The organism is Shinella sp. 838, from assembly GCF_029623935.1.
GTDB lineage: Bacteria > Pseudomonadota > Alphaproteobacteria > Rhizobiales > Rhizobiaceae > Shinella.
This window is the reverse complement of record NZ_JARSBQ010000010.1, coordinates 94,411-109,661: the sequence shown is the minus strand read 5'-3', so window position 1 is coordinate 109,661 and position 15,251 is coordinate 94,411. Positions and strand designations below refer to the sequence as shown.

General features: G+C 66.3%; 12 protein-coding genes. All 12 read right to left on the bottom strand.

Annotated elements, in window-relative coordinates; genetic code table 11:
* Positions 1-36: 36 nt before the first annotated feature.
* Positions 37-585: a hypothetical protein gene (locus tag P9A16_RS24890; RefSeq protein ID WP_023512000.1), complete on the bottom strand. Its 549-nt coding sequence runs from the start codon at positions 583-585 to the stop codon at positions 37-39.
* The gene (locus tag P9A16_RS24885) at positions 578-3,385 is read right to left on the bottom strand and encodes a 2Fe-2S iron-sulfur cluster-binding protein (protein WP_023511999.1); all 2,808 of its coding nucleotides are present in this window, start codon (positions 3,383-3,385) and stop codon (positions 578-580) included. The genes P9A16_RS24890 and P9A16_RS24885 overlap by 8 nt, the downstream gene beginning before the upstream one ends.
* On the bottom strand, positions 3,366-3,650 hold the full coding sequence (locus P9A16_RS24880; protein ID WP_023511998.1) for a sarcosine oxidase subunit delta: 285 nt from the start codon (positions 3,648-3,650) through the stop codon (positions 3,366-3,368). The genes P9A16_RS24885 and P9A16_RS24880 overlap by 20 nt, the downstream gene beginning before the upstream one ends.
* A gap of 10 nt (positions 3,651-3,660) precedes the next feature.
* Positions 3,661-4,914: a sarcosine oxidase subunit beta family protein gene (locus P9A16_RS24875; protein ID WP_037407498.1), complete on the bottom strand. Its 1,254-nt coding sequence runs from the start codon at positions 4,912-4,914 to the stop codon at positions 3,661-3,663.
* A 232-nt stretch (positions 4,915-5,146) separates the two neighbouring features.
* Positions 5,147-5,809 carry a TetR/AcrR family transcriptional regulator gene (locus P9A16_RS24870; protein ID WP_245290388.1) on the bottom strand — a complete coding sequence of 221 codons (663 nt, stop codon included), beginning with the start codon at positions 5,807-5,809 and terminating at the stop codon, positions 5,147-5,149.
* A 158-nt stretch (positions 5,810-5,967) separates the two neighbouring features.
* Entirely contained in the window at positions 5,968-7,407 is a 1,440-nt protein-coding gene (locus tag P9A16_RS24865; RefSeq protein ID WP_024270630.1) for a CYTH and CHAD domain-containing protein, read from the bottom strand.
* Positions 7,408-7,677: 270 nt separating this feature from the next.
* Positions 7,678-9,114, bottom strand: a complete 1,437-nt coding sequence (locus P9A16_RS24860) for an NAD-dependent succinate-semialdehyde dehydrogenase (protein ID WP_023516967.1) — start codon at positions 9,112-9,114, stop codon at positions 7,678-7,680.
* 19 nt (positions 9,115-9,133) lie between these two features.
* Positions 9,134-11,086 carry a 3-hydroxyacyl-CoA dehydrogenase NAD-binding domain-containing protein gene (locus P9A16_RS24855; RefSeq protein WP_024270631.1) on the bottom strand — a complete coding sequence of 651 codons (1,953 nt, stop codon included), beginning with the start codon at positions 11,084-11,086 and terminating at the stop codon, positions 9,134-9,136.
* 43 nt (positions 11,087-11,129) lie between these two features.
* On the bottom strand, positions 11,130-12,389 hold the full coding sequence (locus P9A16_RS24850) for a CaiB/BaiF CoA transferase family protein (protein ID WP_023516667.1): 1,260 nt from the start codon (positions 12,387-12,389) through the stop codon (positions 11,130-11,132).
* Positions 12,386-13,420: an ABC transporter ATP-binding protein gene (locus P9A16_RS24845; protein WP_023516668.1), complete on the bottom strand. Its 1,035-nt coding sequence runs from the start codon at positions 13,418-13,420 to the stop codon at positions 12,386-12,388. The genes P9A16_RS24850 and P9A16_RS24845 overlap by 4 nt, the downstream gene beginning before the upstream one ends.
* Entirely contained in the window at positions 13,417-14,415 is a 999-nt protein-coding gene (locus P9A16_RS24840; RefSeq protein WP_063832213.1) for an ABC transporter ATP-binding protein, read from the bottom strand. The genes P9A16_RS24845 and P9A16_RS24840 overlap by 4 nt, the downstream gene beginning before the upstream one ends.
* Complete coding sequence (locus P9A16_RS24835; protein ID WP_023516670.1) at positions 14,412-15,248, bottom strand: ABC transporter permease; 837 nt, start codon at positions 15,246-15,248, stop codon at positions 14,412-14,414. The genes P9A16_RS24840 and P9A16_RS24835 overlap by 4 nt, the downstream gene beginning before the upstream one ends.
* Positions 15,249-15,251 lie beyond the last annotated feature (3 nt).

Genomic DNA, 15,251 nt, shown 5'->3' with positions numbered 1-15,251 from the left:
CGCACCAGTGCGGGTCGTTCTTTTCACAATAAAACATCAACTCGGGACGGGCTCTCCGTTCCCACCCAGAAGAGGCTGACATTCGAGCCACTCCCAGAGATAGGAAGCAAGCCCCCTGTCGATATGAATCCGCAGGCTCCCGGTGTCGGCGTGCCGGTAGATCGTCGCCATCATCCCTGCAAACGACATGGCGGCGCAAGGCCCGGCATTGTCCGGGTCGAGGGCCGTTCCCCGCGCGAGGAGGTCGCGAACACCGTCTCCTTTCGCTTCGATGACGCGGAGGGCGGCGCTGACGGTCGTTGCGGCCCAGCCCTCGTCGTGCCATCCGTCCGCCAGCTCCCCAGACGAGATCCCGACGACCAGCAACCGATCACGGGCAACACGCACGACATAGCGCTCGCCAACAGCAAGCCCCAGCGCGCCGATATCCTTGCCGAGATCATGACGGGCGAGAAACCGCTCGACATCACCGCTGACGAGGCGCTGCGTGAGTCCGGCGACAGTCCCGATCGTGAGGTTGGGGCCGGCGAGACGGGCAAGCGTCCAGTCCGGTTCGGGGCGCCATTTCGCGGACACGTCAAGCATGGAGGCGGTTTCCTTCCGCGTCGAAGGCGCAGGGGGAGATGATGCGGGCGCGTCTGATCTCCCGCAGATGCTGCAGCTCGATGATCTCACCTATACGGGAACGACCGCGCTCGATCAGCCCCAGAGCGATCGGCGTCTGCAGCGCCGGGCTGAAATAGCTGGAGGTGACATAGCCCGTGCTGCGCAGGCTGCCCGCCTCCCGTTCGATGCCGTGCGCCCCGGTCGGCAGCACGCCCTTGCCGTCGATGGCTTCGAGGCCGACGAACTGCCGTCGATCCAGGCGCGCGGCGTCCTCTGTGATGAGCGACCGGCGACCGATGAACTCGGCCTTCTTGCGCTCCAGCGGCGCGGTGAGACCGAAATCCATCGGGCGGCTCGTTCCGTCGGTGTCCTTGCCGATGACGATGTAGCCCTTTTCGGCACGCAGGATCATGAGGGCTTCGAGGCCGAGCAAGGTGGCGCCGAAGGCCTCGCCTTCCCGCCGCAGCCGCGCCCAGAGTGTCGCGGCATGCTCGGCGGGCACGGAAACCTCGTAGGAACGGTCGCCGGTGAAGCTGACGCGGGCGATCCGTACGGCGACGCCTTCGAATACGCTGGCCGCCACGGCCATGTGCGGCAGGGCCGCATCATCAAGCGGAACGTCGAAGCCGATGGTTTCCATCAGCGCTCGTGCACGCGGTCCGGTGACGGTCAGCGTCGCCATTTCGGCCGTCGCGTTGTGGATGAAGACCCGTCGCCTGTCGAAGCGGTCCTGACGCCACTCCTCCAGCAGGGCGTGTACGCCGGCCACGTGTGAGGAAGAGCAGGAAACGACGAAACGGTTCTCGTCGAGCCGCACCAGCACGCCATCGTCATAGATGTTGCCGCCTTCCGTGAGGATGAAGCCGTAGCGGCAGCGGCCGGGCGGGAGCGTCGACACGGTGTTGTAGTAGATGAAATCGAGGAAGGTGGCGGCATCCGGGCCGATCACCTCGATCTTGCCGAGCGGCGAGCCGTCGAAGAGCGCGACACCCTGGCGGGCGGCCTTTGCTTCTGCCTGAATGCGTGCCTCCGCAGCGCCGCTGCCATAATAGGCGGGGCGCAGCCAGCCGCCATAGTCGCGGAAGACGGCACCCTCGACGCGGTGCTGCCTTTCCAGCGGCAGGCGGCGGAGCGGGTTCATGCGCGTGCCGGAGCGGGCGCCCGCGAAGGAAGCGAGCGGGACCGGCGCAAAGGGCGGGCGGTAGGTCGTCGTGCCGACCTCGGGAATGCGGCGACCGGTGATCTCCGCCATCAGCGCCAGGCCATTGACGTTGGAGGTCTTGCCCTGGTCCGTCGCCATGCCGAGCGTCGTGTAGCGCTTCAGATGCTCGACGGAGATGAAGTTTTCCCGCACGGCGAGTTCCACGTCCTTGGCGGTGACATCGTTCTGAAGATCGATCCAGACCCGTTCCTTCGCGCCCGGTTTCGGCAAGGCCGCGACGATGCCAAGCGTCCGGTCGGCGCCCTCTGTCAGGCCTGCGGGAAGGCCGAAGTCACCGGCGGCGGCCCCCGCAACCGCAACGCCCTCGACCGGCCGGCCGGGGACGAAGGCGAGGATGTCGTCGCGCCAGTCGAGCTTGCCCTGCGCCTGGCAGTAAAGGTGCACGGTCGGCGTGAAGCCGCCGGAGGCAAGCACGGCATCCGCTTCCAGCATGCTGCCGTCGGAAAGCCGGACGGTACGGACGGCGCCGCGGCCGCTGGCGGAAAGCACGGTGCGTCCCGCCAGAACGCGGAGGCCGGCGGGTGACGGTGCATCGGCGCGATAATCGACGACGGTCACCTCCGCCCCGGCTGCGGCCAGGGCCTCCGCCGTCTCGTAGGCAAGGCCGTTGTTCGTCGCGACCACGACCTTGCGCCCCGCTGCGACGCCGAAACGGCGAAGATAGACAAGGGCGGCTTCCGCGGACATGATGCCCGGCAGGTCGTTGTTGCCGAAGGGAAGCGGCCGCTCGATGGCGCCGGTGGCGAGCACGATCGATCCGGCGCGGACCCGCCAGAGACGGTCCGTTGCGCCATCTTCTCCCTTCTGGTGAAGGCCGACCAGATGATGGTCGTAGATACCGAAGGCTGTTGTTCCGGTCAGCACGAGAGCTCCGGCCTCGGCCAGTTCCCTAGCCACGTCTGCCGCCCATTCGAGGCCGGCTTTGTCCTCGATGGTCGCAGTGCGGAAAAGCAGGCTGCCGCCGACCTCCCGGCCGTCGTCGCACAGGACGACGCGTTTGCCGGCATGCAGCGCCTTGCGGGCGGCAAGCAGACCTGCCGGGCCAGCGCCGACCACCAGCATGTCGCAATGGTGGTTCACCTGCTCGGCGAAGGAGGGACCTTGTACGGCCGCGTCCAGCGCCCCGAGGCCTGCCATCTGCCGGATACGCGGCTCGAAGAGGTGCCAGTCCGGGAACATGAAGGTCTTGTAGTAGAAGGCGGCTGGAATGAAGCGCGAGAAGGCATCGAGGAAGGCGTGGCGATCCTTCTGCGCGCTCGGATCGGCATTCACGCTGCGCACCACCATGCCATCCACGGCGTGCACCTGCGTTGCCCGCGTGTTCGGCATACGGCCGGCGATGTCGACCAGGGCGTTCGGCTCTTCGACGCCGGCGCCCCAGAGGCCCCGAGGGCGGTGATACTTGAAGCTGCGGCCGAGCACAGAGACCCCGCCGGCCAGCAGTGCCGAAGCCACCGTATCGCCAACAAAACCCTCGACCGCGCGCCCATCGAAGGAAAAGCGCAGCCGCCGTGAACGGTCGATGGCGGAGCCGCCCTCAGTGCGCCATGCCGTCATGGCCGTCTCCCTCTCCAAGCGCGAAGGACCGTGCCACGCGGTGATTTACGGTGTCCCGCTCCATGCGGAAGACCTCGCCGCAGGTCATGTGCATCCAGATCTCGCTTGCCTGTCCGCGCGGATTGTTGCGCGCGTGCAGATAGCTGCTCCATTCGCCGTCCGTCACGGCGCGGAACCCTTCGGGGCGGTGATTGCCGGCATCGCCGCCGAAGTGGAATTCGCTCTCGCTTCGCGGGCCGCAGAAGGGGCAGGGAAAGAGCTGCATGGGTCGCCTCCTAGTGTGCGATGCCGGAGCCGGCGGCTTCGTCGATCAGGCGGCCGCGTGCGAAGCGGTCGAGATCGAAGGGGCGGCTGATGTCGTGGTGCTTGCCCGTCGCCAGGAGATGGGCGAGCAGCGTGCCGCCGGCCGGAATGGCCTTGAAGCCACCTGTTCCCCAGCCGCAGTTGAGAAAGAGGCCGGGCAGCGGGCTCTCCCCGAGGATGGGCGATGAATCCGGGGTCACGTCCACGATGCCGGCCCATTGCCGCATCAGCCGGAGCTGGCGGAACGAGGGGAACATTTCCAGAAGGCCCGCGACGACGTCTTCCAGCACCGGCAGGTTGCCGCGCTGCCCATAGGACGGGATCCGGTCGAGCGCGCCGCCGATGACGAGCTCGCCCTTGTCCGACTGGCTGGCATAGGTACCGGTTCCGGGAGAGAGTACGACCGTATCGAGCGCCGGTTTGATCGGCTCGGAAACGCAGGCCTGCAAGGCATAGGAGGTGATCGGCAGGCGGAAACCGGCCTTGGACGCAAGATGCGAGGAATGGCCGGCGACGACCATGCCCGTGCGTTCGGCGCGGATCTCGCCGCGGCTCGTCCTGACGCCGCGGCAGTGCCCGCCCTCGATCAGGAAGTCCTCCACCTCGCAGGACTGGATGATGTCGACGCCCAGCCTGTCGGCGGCGCGGGCGTAACCCCAGGCGACCGCATCGTGGCGCGCCGTCCCGGCCCTGCCCTGCCAGACGCCGCCGAAAACCGGATAGCGCGCCGCGGGCGAGACGTTGAGGAGCGGCAGCACGCGCCGCACGGCTTCCGCGTCGAAGAGTTCGGCATCGGTGCCGTTGATCTGCATGGCGTTGACCGTCCGCGCCGCCATCTCCATCTCCGCTTCGCTATGGGCAAGCGTGATGATGCCGCGCTGGGAGAGCATGATGTTGTAGTTGAGGTCCCGGCCGAGCGTTTCGTAGAGACGGAGCGCAAGGTCGTAGAGCGCCGTGCTTTCGGGAAAGAAGTAATTCGAGCGTACGACGGTGGTGTTGCGCCCGGTGTTGCCACCGCCCAGCCAGCCCTTTTCAATGACCGCGACATTGCGGATATTGTGCGTCCTGGCGAGATAATAGGCTGTCGCAAGGCCATGTCCGCCGCCGCCGATGATCAGGATATCGTAGCGCGGCTTGGGCTGCGGCGAGCGCCAGGCTTGCTGCCAGCCCTTCTGCCCCTTGAGGCCTTCCTTGAGAAGCGAGAATGCGGAGTAGTGTCGTGTCATCGCGCGCCGCCCCATGCGCGGCCCTGCGACAACAAGGCTGAGTGCTGCTTCATGCGCTGCCCCATGGTTGAAAGACCACCCCCCGAGCCATCCCTGCTCGACGGATCCTATGCGTATTCCCTCTGTACACTAATGCCCAGAAGATTGCGATGGAATACACACTTTGGCGAACATCGTGCAGAGGATCGCCGTAAAGGCCGTAAATCGCGAAGCGTACACACATGTCCATTGTTCAGCCATCCGGCTGAACGCGCCGCATCAAGGTTTCGAAGGCTTCGACCTCCTCGTCCGAAGCCGTGCGGCCCGTGAAACTGAGGAGATAGGGCCTGAGAAGGCGCAGCCGCATTTCACGGTCATCGCGCATGCCGAGCGTGTAGTGGCCGATCTGCGTGAAATAGAGGACGCGCGCGCGGATGAAGGCCTCGTCCTCCGGGTAGCTGTAGCGCTGGAACATGCGTGCGACAGCATCGACGCGCTGGTCGTCCGCCTGATCGACGACGTTGCGTACCGACCCATCCACCTGTGCCCAGGAGCGGACTGCGGCATCGAGGCGGGGGCTGAAGAGGCTGGGATCCACCCAGCATTCGAAGATGTGGCATACGGCCTTCGTGACCGTGGGCGCGGGGCGCAGCGCTCTTTCGATGATCGGACTGGTGTTCTTGCGCAGCCAGTGTTCGAGAAGCTCCCGGTGCAGCTCCTGCAAATCGGCGAAGAACCAGTAGAAACTGGACCGCGACACGGCGAGTGTCTTCGCCATGACCTGGATCTTCACATTGGCAATGCCCTCTTCCACAAGCGCTGCAATGCCCGCCTCGATCCAGGCCTCCCGCGTCATGCGGCCGGCCGCCTGCTTTCCGGCAGACGCTTTTGTCCTCGGGGGGCTCGCAGTGCTCACGGCGTCTCCTTCTGGCAAGCCCGGCGTCCGACGGCGAGCGCGGGATGTTGTGCACGGCAAGAGGGATATCAAGTTCGCGACGAGAATCTACCCTGTTGGCAGAGCCCGCTGCGGGAAGCGCTGAGGGCTCCTGGCACTGCCGTATCGCCTCGAACAGTTCAGCGCCAGAATTTCTTTGCATCGAGCAAGTCGTCCAGCGCGGCCTGCGAACGCCCGATCAGCTTCGCCTTGTCACGCGGCCGATACGCCTGTTCGCCTTCCTCCAGTGCAGCAAGACCATATCTTGCCGCGATCTGCGGGCCGGTCACAAGGTCGTTCAAGGCACCGAGCTGATCCTGCAGGCGCTCCATTGCGTCGGAGAAATGTGCGAGGCGGCGCTGCCCGCGCTTGTCGTCGAACAGGCAGCCGAAGAACTCGGCGGCATAGCGCAACCTCTTGGCGTCCTTGCGGATCTGGTGCCGTTCGTCATCGGTCAAGCCGGCGAGGTCCCTGCCATTCTTCTTCAGCTTCCTTCGCAGCTTATCGAGGGCACGCGCGGCAAAGTCGACCACCGGCTCGTCGAGTGCGGATGCCTGCAAGTAATCCCCGGACTGGAGCCACTCGTTGAAATCGATCATGAGAACCCGGGCCTGGGGCGACGACAGCGCGGCGAGCGCGGCTTCTTGGGCGGTATTTTGTGCCTGCCGGAGTTTTGCGTCGGATGCGGGCGATGTCGTCTTCGCCATCAGCACATCGAGATCGCGGGCGTCGCCCAGCAGATGGGCAAGCCAGCGAAACGCGTCGGACAATCGCTCCGCCTCGCCCCCGAGATGGGGCCTGAACACCGAGAACGCGGTGCGCAGCCGCCGCAAGGCGACGCGCGCCTGGTGAAGGGCCTCTTGCGCGCTGTGTCGGCGACGCAGGATTGTTTCGTTGAGCCGGAACTGGCGAAAGCAGGATCCGGCGATCACGCGAAAGGCGTGCCCTACGGTGTGGCCTGTTTCGAGGTGGATCAGGTCGGCCTTGATCGCAACGGGGGCCGCATCGAGAAGGCGATAGCCGCGTTCGGTTTTGGATTGGACGCCGATCGCAACCGGTATGATCGCTCCGATCTTCCGTGCCAGCCGGAACAGGTCGGCCGGCTTGCCGTCTTTCAGCTCAAGGTCCAGTTCGCAAACGGCGAGCCGCCGTTCCCCCGCGATCACCTCGCCGCGATCGGCCGAAACATCGATATGGGACCCGTTCTCGGTCGCGGTCCAGGTCTGGCGGACGACATCAACCTCAAACAGGGGGCAGAGCGCAGGGACGATCGTTCCGAACCTCGAGGCCAGGGGCGCTGCGTCGTCGAGGGCCGGCTCCAGCGAGGCCACGGGCATTTCCCATTCCGGCCGGATGAACAGAGGCGCGGAGGGGCCGGTTGCCTTGATGGTCTGGACGAGTGATGTCCCCGTCCGGCGTATGCGAAGCGAAAACCCCGCCTTTTCGAGACTGTTCTCGGCGGTGTCGAAATAGGTCTCGTGCCGCTTGATGGAGTCGACCGGCTCACCGAGCAGTCGTGAGGCGAGGAGAGTTTCGAAATCCTCCGATGTGACGTCCAGCTTCAGCTCGATCTCCGGCATGCTCGTCTCCCGCTGTTGCTCGAAGCCGGCCGGCGGAAGGCGGACCGCTTCAAAGCGGTTCGGGGCCCGATGGCGCAAAGCAAAGGCACGTCAGGATACGGCCCTGCGCTCGAGAGGCAAGCCGGCGAAAGGGAGAAGGAGTAGACGCAGCCTCGCGCTCCGCTCCGCGGCGGCATGTCAGCCAGCACCCCGGCTGATCCGAACCATCCGTTTTCCCGGTGGGAGGAAGTGGAATCCTCCTCCCATCGGTTGCACGAAAGGACCGGCGTGTCAGCCCTTGCGGGTCACGAGCCGGGTATCGAGATAGGCCTGCAGCGCTTCCGAGCCTCCCTCCGTACCATGGCCCGAATCCTTGATCCCGCCGAAGGGGACTTCGGGCAGGGCGAGGCCGAGATGGTTGATGGAGACCATTCCGGCCTCCACCTCGTTACCGAGGCGCGTCGCGGTGGCGCTGCTGCGCGTGAAGGCAAAGGCGGCAAGGCCATAGGGCAGGCGGTTCGCCTCGCTGATCGCCTCTCCGAGATCACCGAAGCGGTTGACGACAGCGACGGGGCCGAAGGGTTCCTCGTTCATGATGCGCGCCGCTACCGGCACGTCGGCCAGCACCGTCGGCTCGAAGAACCACCCTTCATTGCCGATGCGACGGCCGCCGGTCGTCAGCTTTGCACCGTGTTCGACGGCGTCGCCGATCAGGCTTTCCAGCGCCGGGATGCGCCGATCGTTCGCCAGTGGCCCCATCTCGATATCGGCATCAAGGCCGTTGCCGACCCGCACCGCCTTCGCCCCGGCCGTAAAGCGCTCGGTGAAGGCATCGGCGATCTTCTCCTGGACGAGGAAACGCGTGGGCGAAACGCAGACCTGCCCCGCATTGCGGAACTTGTTGCCGACCATCAGGTTCACGGCAAGGTCGAGGTCCGCATCCTCGGCGACGATGACGGGCGCATGGCCGCCAAGTTCCATCGTGGCGCGCTTCATGTGTGCGCCGGCAAGCGCGGCGAGCTGCTTGCCGACAGGGGTGGACCCCGTGAAGCTGATCTTGCGGATGACCGGATGCGGGATGAGGTATTCCGAAATCTCGGCCGGAACACCATAGACGAGATTGATGACGCCGGCTGGGATACCCGCGTCCGCGAAGGCCTTGATGAGGGCCGCGGGCGATGCCGGAGTTTCCTCGGGCGCCTTGACGATGATCGTGCAGCCGGCGGCAATCGCTGCGGAAAGCTTGCGAACGACCTGGTTGATGGGGAAGTTCCACGGCGTGAAGGCGGCGACAGGCCCGACGGGCCGCTTCAGGGTGATCTGCAGCACATCCGGTGCGCGCGAGGGGATGACCTGTCCGTAGGCGCGCTGTGCCTCGCCGGCAAACCACTCGATGATATCGGCGCCGGCCAGCGTCTCCATCCGTGCCTGCGATACCGGCTTGCCCTGCTCCAGCGTCATCGTGACGGCAATCTCGTCGGCGCGCTCACGCAGGATGTCGGCCGCGCGGCGCATCAGCCTCGCGCGCTCGTAAGCCGATGTCGCGCTCCACTGCGGGAAGGTGCGGTCGACGGCCGCCAGCGCTTCGTCGAGATCCGCCCGATCCGCCCAGGCGACGGTGCCGATCGGCTGGGCCGTCGCCGGGTTGAGAACCGGAATGGTCCGTCCGCCGGAGGCCGGCCGCCAAACACCGTCGATGAAAAGCAATGTGTCGGGATAGGTCGTCATCGTAAAATCCTCATTCGTATCATACGCGGTTCGCATCGGCGCGGCCGAGCTGGAACATCGGCCCGCCGCGCCTTCGCGGAAAGCCATAGCCGTGGACTTCGACGAGGTCGATATCGGCGGCGCTTGCGGCGATGCCTTCTGCGAGGATCGCCTGTCCCTCCTGTGCCATCGCGGCCATCAGTCTGGCAACGATTACCTCGCCGGGCATGTCCGTTCGCGGCCCCATGAGTGGTGCGAGAATCCGCGCGGCCTCGGCGGAGGGCTGCGGGCGGCGGTCGCCGGGCGCGTAGTCGTACCACCCACCACCGGTCTTCTGGCCCTTGCGCCCCGCCCGCACCAGCAGATCGCCCGGCATGCCCGGTACGGGTTCGCCCCGCTTGCGGGCTGCCTCGCGATGGAGAAAGGCGATATCGAGGCCCGCCATGTCCTGCATTTCGAATGGCCCCATGGCAAAGCCGAAGCCGCGCATCGCCGCGTCGATGGCGGCGATGCCGACGCCATCGCGAACCAGCGCCTCCGCTTCCGTCCGGAACCTTCGGAGGATGCGGTTGCCGATGAAGCCGTCGCAGATGCCCGCGCGCACGGGGATCTTGCCGAGGCGCCGGGCGATTTCGAAGGCCGTCGCCAGCACGTCCGGCGCCGTTTCCGGTGTCGGTACGATTTCGAGGAGTTTCATGACATGCGCCGGACTGAAGAAATGGAGGCCCAGGAAACGCTCCGGTTCCGGCAGGCCTTCCGCGATCAGCCGCGGGTCGATGTAGGAGGTGTTGGTCGCAAGAATGGCATCCGGCCGGCAGAAGCGCCCCAGCTCGGCGAAGACGGCACGCTTGACGGCGAGCTCCTCGAACACGGCTTCGATCACGACGTCGCAGCGCTCCACGCCACCATAGCCGATGTTCGTTTCGAGACGGCCCAACCGCTCGGCCACCTCTTCGCCCGTTATCTGTCCCCGGCGCTGCGATGCCTCGAAAAGGTTTGCGAGCGTTTCGCGTGCCCGTGAAACGCCGGCAGCGTCCTGCTCGACAAGCACGACGGAGAGACCGGCATTGAGAAGTGCGGCGGCGATCCCGCTGCCCATCGTCCCGCCACCGACGACGCCGGCGGTGTCGACCGGTCTCGGCGCTGTCCCGCGGATATCCGCCGGTCGCATCGCTGCGCGCTCGGCGAAGAAGAGATGGCGCAGGGCGGCGGCCTCCTCGCTTCCGCGCAGCGAGAGGAAGGTCGCCCGCTCGCGCGCCAGACCCGCCGGGGCACCTTGCTCGACCCCGCATTTGAGGACCTCTAGTGCCTGCAGGGGCGCCGAAGCACCCTTCACGCGGGAAGCGATCCTCTTTTCCGCTTCCGTCCAGATCTCTTGCGCCGGTTCGGATAGCGGACGATCGAGGGTTGGCGAGGGCAGGGCCCTTTCGAGCGCCACGCGCACGAAGGCAATGGCGCCCGGCAGCAGCGGTTCCTCGACAATGGCATCGACCAGTCCGAGCCGTACAGCCTCTGCGGCGTCCAATGTATGGTTCTCCGCAACGACCCGGATCGCCTCGGCAATGCCGATCACCCGCGGCAGGCGCTGCGTGCCGCCGGAACCCGGAATGATGCCGAGATTGACCTCCGGCAGGGCGAAGCGGGCGGTTCCGGTCGCAACTCTCATGCGGCATCCGAGCACCAGTTCCAGGCCGCCGCCGAGCGCCGCACCGCGGATCGCCGCAACCCATGGCTTTGCCGCCCGCTCGATCCGGGCGACGACATCGGGAAGGAACGGCGGCTCCACAGGGCGGTCGAATTCGGTGATATCGGCTCCCGCGACGAAGAGGGCGCCGGCTCCTGTGAGGATGACGGCCCGGATCGCCGGATCCTTGTCGAACGCCTGGGCCAGGGTCAGCAGCCGTTCCCGCACGGCCGCGTTGATGGCGTTGACCGGCGGATTTGCGATCGTGACGATCGCGATTCCACCGTCGATATCGATGTTGACGGTCATCTTGTTTCCCGGTGTTGCAGGCTCGTATCGTGCGGCCGCGCGCCTATGCGATCGCGCTTTGGGCGGGCAGCGGCGACGGCGCGCTCTTGATATCGTGGCAGGTGACGACGCCGGCGCGGACCAGGCTTTCGATCTGCACCTCCTCGAAACCCAGCACGTCGCGCAGCACGCTACGCGTATCCTCGCCGAGAAGCGGCGGCGCCTTGGCATCGGCATGTGCCTGTGCGGCAAGTCCGTGCGCGGGCCGGATCAGCGAGACCGTGCCGAGTTCCGGATGCTCGAGGCGCTGTACGACGCCCCGCTCCGTCACGCTCGGGCTCTGGAGTGCTTCGGACACGGACTTCACCTGTCCGGCCGGCACGCTCGCCGCGAGGCAGGCGGCAAGCCAGTGCTCGCAGGTTTCCCCGGCGATGATCGTTGCGAGGAGCGGCAGCAGCTCGTCCCTGTGCACGGCGCGCTGATGAGAAGTCACGAACCGCGGATCGCGGGCAAGGTCCGGCCGGTCGATCACCTTTTCACAGAAATCGACGAACATGCGGTCATTGCCGACGGCAAGCGCGAACGTGCCGTCGCTTGCCGCGAAGATCTGGTAGGGCACGACCGTCGGATGCGCGTTGCCGTAACGCACCGGCTCCACGCCGGCGTTGAGATAGCCGGTCCCGACGTTGATCAAGAGGTTGAGCGTGGCATCGAGCAGCGCGACGTCGATATACTGCCCGGTGCCCGTATCCCGGCGCTGGTAGAGCGCGGCGAGGATCGACTGGGTGGCGACCATGCCGGCCACCACATCGGTGAAGGCGACACCGAGCCGGTTTGGGGGGCCATCCTCCTCGCCCGTGATCGACATCAGGCCGCTTTCCGCCTGCATGATGAAATCGTAGCCCGGCCGGTCACGCTCGGGGCCTGTCTGGCCGTATCCGGAAATCGCGCAGTAGACGACGCCCGGATTGATCTTCCGGATATCCTCGTAGCCGATACCCAGTCGCTCCACGGTGCCGGCGCGAAAATTCTCCACCACGACATCGGCTCTGGCTGCAAGGTCGAGTACGATCTGCCGGCCTTCCGGTGTCTTCAGGTCGAGCGCGATGCTCTGCTTGCCGCGGTTGGCGCACAGATAGTAGGTGCTGACCCCCTTGAAGTTCGGCACGGACCAGGCGCGCGTGTCGTCGCCGCCCTTGATGTTCTCGATCTTCCAGACCTCGGCGCCGAGATCCCCGAGGCTCATGGTCGTCCATGGTCCTGCAAGAACGCGTGTCAGGTCGAGCACACGGATACCCTCGAGCGGCAATCTCAACTGCGTCATTCCATTCCTCCAGGCCCGCTCTTCTCGCGAGCCGACAAACCGGTCTCCATGGCATTCGGAAAGTGGCAGGCGACCGAATGGCCTTCCTCTCGTTCGTTCAGCGGCGGCTCCACCTCCGCGCAGACCTTCTGGGCGATAGGGCAGCGCGTGCGGAAGCGACACCCGGACGGCGGATTGAGCGGGCTCGGCAGGTCACCCTTCAGCACGATGCGCGAGCGGCTGCGTTCCAGCGCCGGGTCGGCGAGCGGCACGGCGGACATCAGCGCCTGGGTATAGGGATGCATCGGCGCCCGGTAGAGCCGGCGCTTTTCAGCGATCTCGACGATCTTGCCGAGATACATGACGGCCACCCGGTGCGAGATGTGCTGCACGACGGACAGGTCATGGGCAATGAAGACATAGGCCGTGCCGAAATCCCGCTGGATATCCTTGAGGAGGTTGAGCACGCCCGCCTGCACGGAGACGTCGAGCGCGGAGACCGGCTCGTCGAGCACGAGCAGTTCCGGTTTCAATGCCAGTGCCCGGGCGATCACCACGCGCTGGCGCTGGCCGCCGGACAATTCGTGCGGATAGCGCTGGCCGTGTTCCGGGTTGAGGCGGACGAGGTCGAGCATCTCCGCGACCCGTTCCTTGCGCCCGGCCTGCGAGAGGTCGCTGATGCGCAGCGGCTCGGCAATGTTTTCGGCAACGCGCATGCGCGGATGCAGCGATGCGTAGGGATCCTGGAAGACCAGCTGGATCTTGCGGCGCAGCGCGCGCATCTCGGCGGGGTTCGCCGCGTTGATATCGCGGCCGCGGAACAGGGTCTGCCCGCCGGAAGGCTCGATCAGTCGCAGGATGCAGCGGCCGAGGGTGGACTTGCCGCAGCCGGATTCACCGACCAGCCCCAGCGTTTCGCCGGGCTTGACGTCGAAGGACACGCCGGTCACAGCGTTGACCTGGGCAATTTCGCGCTCGAAGATCAGCCCGCCGGTGACGGAGAAGCGCTTCGAGAGGTCCCTGACGGAGAGGATGGGGTCCGGCCCGGTCATGCAGCGCTCCCGACAGGAAGGGTGGCGAAATGGCAGGCGACCCGGTGGTCGCCCTCCGTGCGGACGGGCGGCGGCATGTGCTTGCAGATGTCCTGCGCCTGCGGACAGCGGGGATGGAAGGCGCACCCGCCAGGCAGTTTGCCGAGGGGCGGCGGCGCGCCGTCGATGGAGAAAAGCCGCTCTTTCTCCTCTGCCATGTTGGGGATCGAGGCGATAAGACCCCGCGTATAGGGATGGGCCGGCCGCGCGAAGAGGGCACCGACGCTTGCCTGTTCGACGACCTCGCCCGAATAGACGACAGCGACCCTGTCGGCATGCCCGGCGAGCACGCCGAGATCGTGGGTGATCAGGACGAGCCCCAGGTTCAGCCTCCGCCGCAGGTCCGTGAGGACGTCCATGATCTGCGCCTGCACGGTCACGTCGAGGGCGGTCGTCGGCTCGTCGGCGATCAGGAGATCGGGGTCGTTGGCCACGGCCATGGCGATCATCACGCGCTGGCGCATGCCGCCGGAAAATTCGTGCGGGTACTGGTGGATGCGCCGGTCGGGCTGGGGAATGGCGACGAGGGCGAGCAGTTCGGCTGCGCGATCCATGGCCGCTTTCTTCGAGACGCCGGCATTGTGCAGTCGGATCGTTTCGGCGATCTGCGCGCCGACCGTCATCACGGGATTGAGCGAGGACAGCGGATCCTGGAAGATCATGGCGATGCGTGAGCCGCGCAGGGCACCCAATTGCGCCATGGGCATGCCGACCAGCTCGCGCCCCTTGAACCGTGCCGATCCGCTGACAGAGGCGGTCTTCGGTTGCAGCCCGAGGGCGGAGAGCATGCCGACCGACTTGCCGGAGCCGGATTCACCGACGATGCCCAGCACCTCGCCGTGATCGACCGCGAGACTGATGCCGCGCACGGCCTCAAAGGATTGCCCGTGGCGGGTGAAGGAGACGCGAAGGTCGCGAACGGCAAAGAGCGGTTCCTGTTGCATGGTGCGCCTCATTTCGACTTCGGGTCGAAGTAGTCGTGCAGGCCGTCACCGATGAAGTTGAAGCCGAGCACGATGGTCAGGATGGCAAGGCCCGGCCCGAGGGCGACCCACCAGGAATAAAACTGCGCTGCACCGTCGGAGATCATCGAACCCCATTCCGGCGTTGGCGGCGTGGCGCCGAGGCCGATGAAGCTGAGCGAGGCGGCAAGCAGGATCACCTGGCCGAGATCCATCGTCGCGCTGATCAGCACCGGCGTCCAACAGAGCGGCAGGATGTGCTTGAAGAGGATGCGGCCCTTGCCGGCACCTGCCGCGACCGCAGCCTCGACATGCTCGCGCTCCCGGATCTCCAGAACCTGCGCGCGCATCAGGCGGGCATAGACAGGCCACCAGACGATCACCATGGCGACGGTCGCATTTTCAAGGCCGGGGCCCAGCGAGGCCGCTACGGCCATGGCGAGGAGCATCGGGGGGAAGGACAGGGTGACGTCGACGAGCCGCATGATCGCCGAGCCGAGCAGGCCGCCGGCATACCCGGAAATCGCGCCCAGCATGGCCCCGATCGTGACGGAGAGAGCGACCACGACGATGGCGATCGGGATCGAGTGCTGTGCGCCGTAGAGGGTTCGGCTCAGGACGTCCCGCCCGAGCGCATCGGTCCCCAACCAATGGCTCCAGCTCGGTGCCTGGAGCCGCCGGCCGACCATGTCGAGCGGGGCATAGGGGCTTATCAGTGGCGCGAGCAGCGTGACGGCGAGCCAGAAGACCACGATCGCGATGCCGATGGCGAGCGGGATCGACAGCCATGCCGGCCGGCGGAAAGAAACGAGGGTCGCAGCGATCATGTT